Origin of the sequence: Proteinivorax hydrogeniformans (assembly GCF_040515995.1) — a bacterium.
Lineage (GTDB): Bacteria > Bacillota > Proteinivoracia > Proteinivoracales > Proteinivoracaceae > Proteinivorax > Proteinivorax hydrogeniformans.
On sequence record NZ_CP159485.1, the window covers coordinates 614,140 to 625,703 of the forward strand.

6 protein-coding genes, 3 rRNA genes and 1 other annotated feature (1 of these 10 running past the window's edge) are annotated in these 11,564 nt (G+C 44.6%); all 9 genes read left to right on the forward strand.

Translation table 11 applies throughout. The annotated features are described in order from the left end of the window. The first annotated feature begins 1 nt into the window (after position 1). The 9 genes from gpmI to rrf all read left to right on the forward strand — a co-directional run bounded on the left by gpmI (position 2) and on the right by rrf (position 11,428). On the forward strand, positions 2-1,522 hold the full coding sequence (gene gpmI / locus PRVXH_RS02965) for a 2,3-bisphosphoglycerate-independent phosphoglycerate mutase (RefSeq protein WP_353893830.1): 1,521 nt from the start codon (positions 2-4) through the stop codon (positions 1,520-1,522). 12 nt (positions 1,523-1,534) lie between these two features. Continuing rightward, a complete protein-coding gene (eno, locus tag PRVXH_RS02970; RefSeq protein WP_353893831.1) occupies positions 1,535-2,818 on the forward strand; it encodes a phosphopyruvate hydratase in 1,284 nt (427 codons plus the stop codon). 170 nt (positions 2,819-2,988) lie between these two features. Further along, positions 2,989-3,219: a preprotein translocase subunit SecG gene (gene secG / locus PRVXH_RS02975; RefSeq protein ID WP_353893832.1), complete on the forward strand. Its 231-nt coding sequence runs from the start codon at positions 2,989-2,991 to the stop codon at positions 3,217-3,219. Positions 3,220-3,297: 78 nt separating this feature from the next. Continuing rightward, the gene (locus tag PRVXH_RS02980; protein WP_353893833.1) at positions 3,298-5,265 is read left to right on the forward strand and encodes a sodium-translocating pyrophosphatase; all 1,968 of its coding nucleotides are present in this window, start codon (positions 3,298-3,300) and stop codon (positions 5,263-5,265) included. A gap of 627 nt (positions 5,266-5,892) precedes the next feature. After that, the gene (locus tag PRVXH_RS02985) at positions 5,893-6,078 is read left to right on the forward strand and encodes a PT domain-containing protein (protein WP_353893834.1); all 186 of its coding nucleotides are present in this window, start codon (positions 5,893-5,895) and stop codon (positions 6,076-6,078) included. Then, on the forward strand, positions 5,991-6,194 hold the full coding sequence (locus PRVXH_RS02990) for a PT domain-containing protein (protein WP_353894533.1): 204 nt from the start codon (positions 5,991-5,993) through the stop codon (positions 6,192-6,194). The genes PRVXH_RS02985 and PRVXH_RS02990 overlap by 88 nt, the downstream gene beginning before the upstream one ends. A gap of 216 nt (positions 6,195-6,410) precedes the next feature. Further along, a 16S ribosomal RNA gene (locus PRVXH_RS02995) occupies positions 6,411-7,936 on the forward strand. A gap of 169 nt (positions 7,937-8,105) precedes the next feature. Then, positions 8,106-11,268, forward strand: a 23S ribosomal RNA gene (locus PRVXH_RS03000). A 44-nt stretch (positions 11,269-11,312) separates the two neighbouring features. Continuing rightward, a 5S ribosomal RNA gene (gene rrf, locus PRVXH_RS03005) occupies positions 11,313-11,428 on the forward strand. Together the 16S, 23S and 5S rRNA genes form the textbook arrangement of a ribosomal RNA operon. 135 nt (positions 11,429-11,563) lie before the next feature. After that, position 11,564, forward strand: a binding site (T-box leader) (it continues 212 nt past the right edge of the window).

The following is an 11,564-nucleotide window of genomic DNA, read 5'->3' on the forward strand; positions in this document are numbered from 1 at the left end:
AATGACTACAACCAAACCACTTGTACTAGTTGTTATTGATGGATGGGCATTAAATGAAGTTGGTGATGGTAATGCTGTTGTTGCAGCAGAAAAACCATATTACGATGCTTTGATAAACAAGTTTCCCACTACGGAAATTAAAGCTAGCGGCCTAGAAGTGGGGCTACCTCAAGGGCAAATGGGTAATTCTGAGGTAGGACACTTAAACATGGGCGCTGGAAGAGTAGTTTATCAAGACCTTACTAGAATCAACAAAGCTATAGAAGAAGGCTCATTTTTTAAAAATGAAAAGCTAGCGGCAAGTATGGATAACTGTATAGAAAAAAACTCGACGCTGCACCTGATGGGTTTACTATCCGATGGTGGAGTCCACAGTCACACAAATCACCTATTTGCCTTACTTGATATGGCGAAGGAAAAAGGTGTACAAAAGGTCAAAGTACATCCAATTTTAGATGGCAGAGACGTTCCACCCAAATCCGCTTTAGGATATATAGAGATGCTAGAGGCAAAACTAAAAGATGTACACTTAGGAGAAATTGCAACTGTATCCGGTAGATACTATACCATGGATAGGGATAAGAGATGGGAAAGAACAGAAAAAGCATATAATACTATTGTTGCTGGCAATGGTGATGTAGCTACCAGCGCTTTAGAAGCTGTAGAAAGTGCTTATGAACAAGATAAAACAGACGAGTTTGTTCCGCCAGTTGCAATAGCTAAAGAAAGCAAAGTGGAAGATGGAGATTCTGTTATCTTTTATAACTTTAGGCCGGACAGAGCTCGTCAAATAACTACAGCTTTAACCAGTGATGAATTTGATGGGTTTAACCGAAAGCATCTCCCTAAAGTACATTACACCTGCTTTACACAGTACGATGAAAATTTTTCATTACCTATAGCTTTTGAGCAAAAAGAAATTGTTAACACCTTGGGCGAAGTGCTAAGTAAAGCTGGTAAAAAGCAGCTAAGGATTACAGAGACAGAAAAATATGCCCATATAACTTTCTTCTTTAACGGTGGAGTTGAAAAAAGTAATGATGGGGAACAAAGAGTGTTAATACCATCTCCTAAAGTAGCTACCTATGACTTGCAGCCGGAGATGAGTGCTCATGAAACTACTGATAGGTTGTTAGAAGAAATGGAGCAAAACGATTATGATTTTATTTTGATTAACTATGCAAACCCTGATATGGTAGGCCATACTGGTAACTTTAAAGCAGCTGTTAAAGCTTGCAACACAGTAGACAAGTGTCTTTCTAAGCTAGTGCCCGCTATATTGAAAAAAGGCGGGGGAGTAATAGTCACATCAGATCATGGAAATGCAGAGCAGATGGTTGACCCTAGAACTAAAAAACCTCATACTGCGCATACATCCAATCCGGTGCCATTAACATTAGCAGGGTTTGGAGATAAAAGTCTTAAAGAAGGCGCTTTATGTGACATAGCCCCTACAGTACTTGAACTTATGGGGGTTGAAATACCAGCTGAAATGACCGGTGAGTCCCTAGTAAAAAAATAAGGAGGAATTAAAATGACAGAAATTATCGAAGTATATGGTAGAGAAGTATTAGATTCGCGAGGAAACCCTACTGTTGAAGTTGAAGTTGTGCTAGAAGGAGGTGCCTTAGGGCGAGCAATAGTACCTTCTGGAGCTTCTACAGGAGCTTATGAAGCAGTGGAGTTAAGAGATGGAGATAAAGGCCGTTACCTAGGTAAAGGCGTTGAAAAAGCTGTAGATAACATCAACAATATCATCGCACCGGCGCTAGAAGGTGCAGATGCATTAGAGCAAACAGCTATAGATAAAAGTTTAATTGAATTAGATGGTACAGATAACAAGGGGAAACTAGGTGCTAACGCTATTTTAGGTGTTTCTATGGCTGTGGCAAAAGCAGCTGCAGAAGCAATAGGAATGCCTCTTTATAAATACCTAGGTGGAGTAAATGCTTGCGATCTTCCAGTTCCAATGATGAATATTTTAAATGGCGGATCTCATGCTGATAATAACGTAGATATCCAAGAGTTTATGGTAATGCCTGTAGGAGCTAATAGCTTTAAGGAAGCACTTAGAATGGGTGCAGAAATTTTCCATAACTTAAAGGCTGTATTAAACGAAAAAGGATTGGGAACTGGTGTAGGAGACGAAGGAGGCTTTGCCCCTAACTTATCTTCTAACGAAGAAGCACTTTCAGTTATTATGGATGCTATTGAGAGAGCTGGATATAAGCCATTTGACGATATTCGTTTAGCGCTAGATGTTGCTGCCACTGAAATTTATAAAGATGGGAAGTACCATCTAGAAGGTGAAGGCGTAGTTAAATCAACCACTGAGTTAATCGATTTCTATGCAGACCTAGTGGACAAATATCCAATTATCTCAATAGAAGATGGATTATCAGAAGATGACTGGGATGGATGGGTAGAGATGCAACAAAAACTTGGAGATAAAATCCAAATTGTTGGTGACGATTTATTTGTAACTAACACAGAAAGGTTATCTAAAGGTATAGAAATCAAAGCAGGAAATTCTATTTTGATAAAACTTAATCAAATTGGCACTATTACAGAAACGCTAGAAGCTATAGAGATGGCTAAAAAAGCAGGATTTACCTGTGTTATCTCTCACCGTTCAGGAGAAACAGAAGATTCTACAATCGCTGACTTTGCTGTAGCTACCAACGCAGGACAGATTAAAACTGGCGCTCCATCAAGAACAGATAGAGTTGCTAAATATAACCAACTATTAAGAATTGAAGAAGAACTAGACTTTACAGGCAAGTACTTAGGGATGGGCAGTTTTTACAACATTAAGTAACTAAAAAGGCCGCCATTTTGGGCGGCCTTTTTCTAACTTTACATTTGTGAATGAAATTTCAATCTGGTAAAGTTGCCTTTATAACAGGTTGTTTTTTGGGTATAACTATGGTAAAATTACATTTGGTATAATATTAAGAAATTACCCTAGCAATCAAGGAGGTGGGGAAGGTGTCAACAATTTTACAAATTATACATGCCCTTATCGCAATCGGAGTAATTGCGGGAGTGCTACTGCAATCAGGTAAGAGCGCTGGCCTATCAGGCAGCATTGCTGGAGGAGCGGAAACTTTCTTTGGTAAGAGTAAAGGTCTAGATGAAACATTATCTAAGCTAACTACAGTGGCAGCAGTACTTTTCATAATTAGCTCTCTTATACTAGCTTTCTGGTTAGGGCGATAGTTTATCCCCCCACCCTGACATGCTGTTGGGGTGCTTCTTTATTTCAACTTATTTATTTAACTTAAAGGAGGAAGAAAAGTGGAAAATTACATATTCATAGTACCTATTTTAGGAATAGTGGCATTAATTTACGCGTTCATTCTTACAAAAAAAGTCACTAAGGAAGATGTTGGGACAAGCAGAATGCAAGAATTATCAGATGCAATATTTGACGGTGCAATGGCATTTTTAAACAGAGAATACAAAACTCTAGTCTTTTTCGTTGGAGTTGTAGCTGTCATTTTATGGTTTGCACTTAGCTGGCAAACAGCTATCTGCTTTTTAGCGGGAGCGCTTTTCTCAGGTTTGGCAGGAAACATCGGGATGCGAATTGCTACAAAAGCAAATGCTAGAACTGCTAACGCTGCTCAAAAAGGTATCAACCCGGCACTGAGCATTGCCTTCAATGGTGGAGCTGTAATGGGAATGTCAGTAGTAGGTTTAGGACTTTTCGGTGTTGGTACACTATATATCATTTTCCAAGACCCTAATATTGTAAATGGGTTTGCACTAGGCGCAAGCTCCATTGCTTTATTTGCTAGAGTTGGTGGAGGTATCTACACCAAAGCTGCAGATGTTGGAGCTGACCTTGTAGGTAAGGTAGAAGCTGGTATCCCAGAGGATGACCCAAGAAACCCTGCTGTTATTGCAGATAACGTAGGCGACAACGTCGGTGACGTAGCAGGTATGGGAGCTGACCTTTTTGAGTCTTATGTAGGTTCTATTATTGCTGCGTTAGTGCTAGGAGCTTCACTTGGGGTAGAAGGTGTTATGCTACCGTTGCTTTTAGCTGGAGTTGGAATCGTCTTCTCAATCCTTGGTACATTTACAGTTAAAGCTAAGGAAGGTGGCAGTTTAAGCGCTGCGCTTGAAAGAGGAACTATGGTAAGTGGAGTGTTAACTCTGATTGCAGCTTTCTTCTTAAATTCTTGGTTATTAGGAGATAACAATATATTCTTTGCTATCGTAGCAGGTCTTGTGGCTGGTATTGCAATTGGTAGAATTACCGAGTACTATACATCTGATCACCATAAGCCTGTTAAAAGTATTGCTGAATCTTCTCAAACTGGACCTGCAACAACCATTATTAGTGGATTATCTGTAGGTATGAGAAGTACTGTATTACCTATTTTAGTAATCGCTGGTGCAATTCTTATTTCTCACCACTTTGCTGGACTTTACGGAATTGCAATTGCTGCTGTAGGAATGCTTTCCACAGCTGGTATGACTATCGCTATCGATGCTTATGGACCGATTGCTGATAATGCTGGTGGAATTGCTGAAATGGCTAACTTAGACAGCAGTGTTAGAGAAATTACAGATGAACTAGACGCTGTGGGTAACACCACCGCTGCTATAGGTAAAGGCTTTGCTATCGGTTCTGCGGCGCTAACTTCTTTAGCGTTATTCTCTGCCTTTACGCAAGAAGCAGAATTAGTTGGCATAGACTTAACTAATGCTACCGTTATTGCTGGTCTATTTATCGGTGCAATGCTTCCGTTTTTATTCTCTGCAATTACCATGGATGCTGTTGGAAAAGCAGCTTTCCAAATGATTGAAGAGGTTAGACGCCAGTTCAAAGAAATTCCTGGCATTATGGAAGAAAAGGCAAAGCCAGACTATGCTCGTTGTGTAGAAATCAGTACAGATGCAGCAATTAAAGAAATGGTTATTCCAGGTCTTTTAGCTGTTGTTGTGCCAGTAGCTGTAGGGTTTATTTTAGGTGCAGAAGCGTTAGGTGGACTACTTGCTGGAGCTTTAGCAGCAGGGGTGCTTATGGCTATAATGATGGCTAATGCTGGTGGTGCCTGGGATAACGCTAAAAAGTATGTTGAAGGTGGAGCTTATGGCGGTAAGGGTACAGAAACTCACGCTGCTACTGTTGTAGGTGATACAGTAGGTGACCCATTTAAGGATACTTCAGGACCATCTATCAACATCCTTATCAAGCTAATGACAATTGTATCTTTAGTATTTGCCCCGCTATTTGGCGCAGGAATACTATAAAGAACAATATATAGAAGAGAAAAAACGTCGCTCATTTTGAGCGGCGTTTTTATTTATGGTATTTGGGTCAATGGGTATATGTTTTCATTGTACACTGTAAATTGTTTTGCATTGAACCCTCCAACAGAGTGTTACCATTTTGGTCTGGATTTGCTACCATATATGTAAGGAAGAACCGTCCCACTGAGATACGTGGGACATAGTGTTCGGGAGCAGACACTGCTCCCCTACGCCATTTGGGTTGTTCCATCTAGGTCATGCCATCTCGGGACAGAGGGGACAGGTACGACATTTTCATTTTGAACCGATGGGACAGCATACCAGTCCCCATTGTCCCTAGGTTTATCATTTGGGTCTTTTATTTGCTACCATATATGTAAGGAAGAACCGTCCCACTGAGATACGTGGGACATAGTGTTCGGGAGCAGACACTGCTCCCCTACGCCATTTGGGGTTGTTTCATCTAGGTCATGCCATCTCGGGACAGAGGGGACAGGTACGGCAGTCCCATTTTGAACCGATGGGACAGCATACCAGTCCCCATTGTCCCTAGGTTTATCATTTGGGTCTTGATTTGCTACCATATATGGAAGCAGTAACCGTCCCACAAAAAATATGTGGGACATAATGTTCGGGAGCAGACACTGCTCCCCTACAGCCATTTGGGTGTCATTTGGGTCATCATTAGGGCTGGGGCTTATGTTTTCCTATCCAACCATCCAACCATCCAACCATCCAACCATCCAACCATCCAACCATCCAACCATCCAACCATCCAACCATCCAACCATCCAACCATCCAACTGGTTTTAGGTTTTCCTATCCGCTACCTGCTATCCGCTGACCACCAAAACGGCCCCCCATTATTTTCCATGCATAAATCCTTGACCTTTGGTAAAAATGATGGTAAAGTATATAACTGTCGCTGAAACAAGCGGCGGCAAAAATATTCAACAGCTTTTAAAAAAAAGTTGTTGACACAAAAACGAATAAATGATATAGTATTACTTGTCGCTGAAACACGGCGGCAAACAAATTAGGTCTTTGAAAATTGAACAGCTAATGCAAAAGCCAGTAAGGTTTAAAGTTAATTTCTTTTTTATTATTTAAGTAAGTTGAGCTAAATTTTAGCTTTTCATAAACTATTTATGGAGAGTTTGATCCTGGCTCAGGACGAACGCTGGCGGCATGCCTCACACATGCAAGTCGAACGAGGGAAATTGAGAGCTTGCTCTTAATGGACCTAGTGGCGGACGGGTGCGTAACACGTGGGCAACCTGCCCTTTAGATCGGGATACCATCGGGAAACTGATGTTAATACCGGATACCTTCTTTTAATCACCTGATTAAAAGAAGAAAGATTTATCGCTAAAGGATGGGCCCGCGCTTCATTAGCTAGTTGGTAGGGTAACGGCCTACCAAGGCAACGATGGATAGCTGGTCTGAGAGGACGATCAGCCACACTGGGACTGAGACACGGCCCAGACTCCTACGGGAGGCAGCAGTGGGGGATATTGCGCAATGGGGGCAACCCTGACGCAGCAATGCCGCGTGAAGGATGAAGGTTTTCGGATCGTAAACTTCTGTTATGAGGGATGAATAAAATGACAGTACCTCAAGAGGAAGCCCCGGCTAACTACGTGCCAGCAGCCGCGGTAATACGTAGGGGGCGAGCGTTGTCCGGAATTACTGGGCGTAAAGAGCATGTAGGTGGTTTGATAAGTCAGATGTTAAACTGCGGGGCTTAACCCCGTATTGCATTTGAAACTGTCAAACTTGAGGACAGGAGAGGAAAGTGGAATTCCTAGTGTAGCGGTGAAATGCGTAGATATTAGGAGGAACACCAGTGGCGAAGGCGACTTTCTGGACTGTACCTGACACTGAGATGCGAAAGCGTGGGGAGCGAACAGGATTAGATACCCTGGTAGTCCACGCCGTAAACGCTGGGCACTAGGTGTAGGGGGTTTAGATACCCTCTGTGCCGCAGTTAACGCACTAAGTGCCCCGCCTGGGGAGTACGACCGCAAGGTTGAAACTCAAAGGAATTGACGGGGGCCCGCACAAGCAGCGGAGCATGTGGTTTAATTCGACGCAACGCGAAGAACCTTACCAGGGCTTGACATCCTCTGAAGTCTTTAGAGATAAAGTCGTCCTCTTTTGAGGCAGAGAGACAGGTGGTGCATGGTTGTCGTCAGCTCGTGTCGTGAGATGTTGGGTTAAGTCCCGTAACGAGCGCAACCCTTATTCTTAGTTGCCAGCAGGTTAAGCTGGGCACTCTAAGGAGACTGCCGGTGATAAACCGGGGGAAGGTGGGGATGACGTCAAATCATCATGCCCCTTATGTCCTGGGCTACACACGTGCTACAATGGCCTGAACAACGGGAAGCGAAGGAGCGATCTGGAGCGAATCCTTTAAATCAGGTCTCAGTTCGGATTGCAGGCTGCAACTCGCCTGCATGAAGTCGGAGTTGCTAGTAATCGCGAGTCAGCATATCGCGGTGAATGCGTTCCCGGGCCTTGTACACACCGCCCGTCACACCACGAAAGTTTGCAACACCCGAAGCCGGTGAGCCAACCTTTTAGGAGGCAACCGTCGAAGGTGGGGCGAATGATTGGGGTGAAGTCGTAACAAGGTAGCCGTATCGGAAGGTGCGGCTGGATCACCTCCTTTCTAAGGAGCTTTAACCTCAAGGTTAGTAGCATAGCTGTTTAATTTTGAAAGACCTAGTCTTTCAACCGATCTTTGAAATTACCCATAAGGATAAAACTAAGAAGTATCAACCCGAGATATAAAAAAGCGTGGTAGATACAATTTCATTATGTTTAAACGAGAAAAACGAGGTCAAGTTACAAAGGGCGCACGGCGGATGCCTTGGCGCTGGGAGTCGAAGAAGGACGTAGCGAGCTGCGAAAAGCCGCGATTAGCTGCAAGCAAGCATTAAGTCGCGGATTTCCGAATGGGGCAACCCACCACAGTTAATACTGTGGTACCACCACCTGAACAAGTAGGGTGGTAGGAGACAACCGGGGGAACTGAAACATCTAAGTACCCCGAGGAAGAGAAAGAAAACTCGATTCCCTAAGTAGTGGCGAGCGAAAGGGGAAGAGCCTAAACACTTTTAGTGTAAGCCTGTATGCGTTGCTAAAAGTGGGTTGAGGGAGTTACTTTACAAGTGGATACAGTCACTTGGGATAGTTACAAAATTAAAGTTTAGGCGAATTGGTTGGGAACCCAAACGACACAAGGTGAAAGTCCTGTAGCCGAAAAGCTTTAATCTATCCAAGTAGCCACCCGAGTATTGCGGGACACGAGAAACCCCGTAAGAATCTAGGAGGACCACCTCCAAAGGCTAAATACTACCCAGCGACCGATAGTGAACAAGTACCGTGAGGGAAAGGTGAAAAGTACCCCAGGCGGGGGATGAAATAGAACCTGAAACCGTGTGCCTACAAACAGTCAGAGCCCCATAAGCGGGTGATGGCGTACCTTTTGTATAATGGATCAGCGAGTTACATTTGCAAGCGAGGTTAAATGGTAAAGCCATGGAGCCGTAGCGAAAGCGAGTCTTAATAGGGCGACTAGTTTGTATGTGTAGACCCGAACCCGAGTGACCTACCCATGGCCAGGGTGAAGTTTTGGTAACACAAAATGGAGGCCCGAACCCACTAATGTTGAAAAATTAGGGGATGAGCTGTGGGTAGCGGTGAAATGCCAAACGAACTCGGAGATAGCTGGTTCTCCCCGAAATAGCTTTAGGGCTAGCCTCAAGGATGAATAGTGGAGGTAGAGCACTGATTGAGCTAGGGGCCTAACCCAGGTTACCGAACTCAGTCAAACTCCGAATGCCATATATTTTGACCTTGGGAGTCAGACTATGGGTGATAAGGTCCATAGTCGAGAGGGAAACAGCCCAGACCATCTGTTAAGGTCCCAAAGTGTAAGCTAAGTGGAAAAGGATGTGGGATTGCTTAGACAACCAGGATGTTGGCTTAGAAGCAGCCACCATTTAAAGAGTGCGTAATAGCTCACTGGTCAAGTGATCCTGCGCCGAAAATGTCCGGGGCTAAAGCTTACCACCGAAGCAATGGAGTAGTAATACTGGTAGGGGAGCGTTCTAAGTGCGGCGAAGCTGTACCGTAAGGAGCAGTGGAGCGCTTAGAAGTGAGAATGCTGATATAAGTAACGAAAAGAGATGTGAGAATCATCTCCGCCGAAAACCTAAGGTTTCCTGAGGAAGGTTCGTCCGCTCAGGGTAAGCCGGGACCTAAGCCGAGGCCGAAAGGCGTAGGCGATGGACAACTGGTAGATATTCCAGTGCCACCAAGCTTTGTTTGAGTGATGGGGTGACGCAGTAAGGTAGGTTATCGCACTGATGGACTAGTGCGTTCAAGCCAGTAGGGATTAGAGGTAGGCAAATCCGCCTCTATCTATTCTGAGAGGTTAAGAGGACCCAATTTAGGGGAACTAACTGATCCTACACTGCCAAGAAAAGCCTCTAACAAGAAGCGCGGTGCCCGTACCGTAAACCGACACAGGTAGGTGAGGAGAGAATCCTAAGGCGCTCGGGAGAACCTTCGTTAAGGAACTCGGCAAAATGACCCCGTAACTTCGGGAGAAGGGGTGCCTCGATATTGTGAAGTACATCCGTACTGAGCGAGAGGAGGCCGCAGTGAATAGGCCCAAGCGACTGTTTATCAAAAACACAGGTCTCTGCTAAATCGAAAGATGAAGTATAGGGGCTGACGCCTGCCCGGTGCTGGAAGGTTAAGGGAACGTGTTATCCGACACTCAACTTAGAATCTATGCTAAGTACTAGCGCTTAACTAAGAAGATTAAGTGTTACTAGATACTTAGTATAAAGTATAGGTTTTGAGTTGAGTGTCGGAGAAGCTCTGAACCGAAGCCCCAGTAAACGGCGGCCGTAACTATAACGGTCCTAAGGTAGCGAAATTCCTTGTCGGGTAAGTTCCGACCCGCACGAAAGGCGCAACGACTTGGGCGCTGTCTCAACGAAGGACCCGGTGAAATTGTAGTACCTGTGAAGATGCAGGTTACCCGCGACAAGACGGAAAGACCCCGTGGAGCTTTACTGTAGCCTGATATTGGATTTTGGCATTGACTGTACAGCATAGGTGGGAGGCTGAGAATAGAGGACGCTAGTCTTCTAGGAGCCTAAAGTGGGATACCACCCTGTGAATGTTGGAATTCTAACTAGAAACCGTAATCCGGTTTTAGGACAGTGTCAGGTGGGCAGTTTGACTGGGGCGGTCGCCTCCCAAAGAGTAACGGAGGCGCCCCAAGGTCTCCTCAGAATGGTTGGAAATCATTCGTAGAGTGCAAAGGCATAAGGAGGCTTGACTGCGAGACCTACAAGTCGAGCAGGGACGAAAGTCGGGCTTAGTGACCCGGCGGTACCGAGTGGAAGGGCCGTCGCTCAACGGATAAAAGCTACCCCGGGGATAACAGGCTTATCTCCCCCAAGAGTTCACATCGACGGGGAGGTTTGGCACCTCGATGTCGGCTCATCGCATCCTGGGGCTGTAGTAGGTCCCAAGGGTTGGGCTGTTCGCCCATTAAAGCGGTACGCGAGCTGGGTTCAGAACGTCGTGAGACAGTTCGGTCCCTATCTGTCGCGGGCGCAGGAAGTTTGAGAGGATCTGTCCTTAGTACGAGAGGACCGGGATGGACGAACCTCTAGTGTACCAGTTGTCACGCCAGTGGCAGTGCTGGGTAGCTAAGTTCGGCACGGATAAGCGCTGAAAGCATCTAAGCGCGAAGCCACCCTCAAGATAAGACTTCCCTCCGACACTCAACTTAGAATCTAACTAAGACTTGTCACCAAAGTAAGGTGTTAAAAGTCTTATAGATAAAGTATCTATAGTTTAGGTTTTGAGTTGAGTGTCGGATAAGACTCCAGATAGACTATCTGGTAGATAGGCCGGAGGTGTACAGGTAGTAATACCTTTAGCTGACCGGTACTAATAAGTCGAGGACTTGACCAACTTAGTTTAGATAATGACTTAGTTTTATTCCTTATGGTAATTTATCCAGTGACAAAAGCGAAGAGGATCCACCGGTTCCCATCTCGAACACCGCAGTTAAGCTCTTCAGCGCCGATGGTACTTGGGGTTTACCCCCTGGAAGAGTAGGACGTCGCTGGGTACGCAAAAGCACCTAACCATATTATTTGGTTAGGTGCTTTAATTATCTTGGGGTTGTTTTTCAAACATCTACGATTAACATTATATCTGATTTGACATCGATTACTAAAAAACATATAATATAGTGTAATCAATAG

Bases quoted from the DNA above. Each gene is read 5' to 3' on its own strand.
- gpmI (WP_353893830.1), top strand. From the start codon at position 2: ATGACTACAACCAAACCACTTGTACTAGTTGTTATTGATGGATGGGCA.
- eno (WP_353893831.1), top strand. From the start codon at position 1,535: ATGACAGAAATTATCGAAGTATATGGTAGAGAAGTATTAGATTCGCGA.
- PRVXH_RS02985 (WP_353893834.1), top strand. From the start codon at position 5,893: ATGTTCGGGAGCAGACACTGCTCCCCTACAGCCATTTGGGTGTCATTT.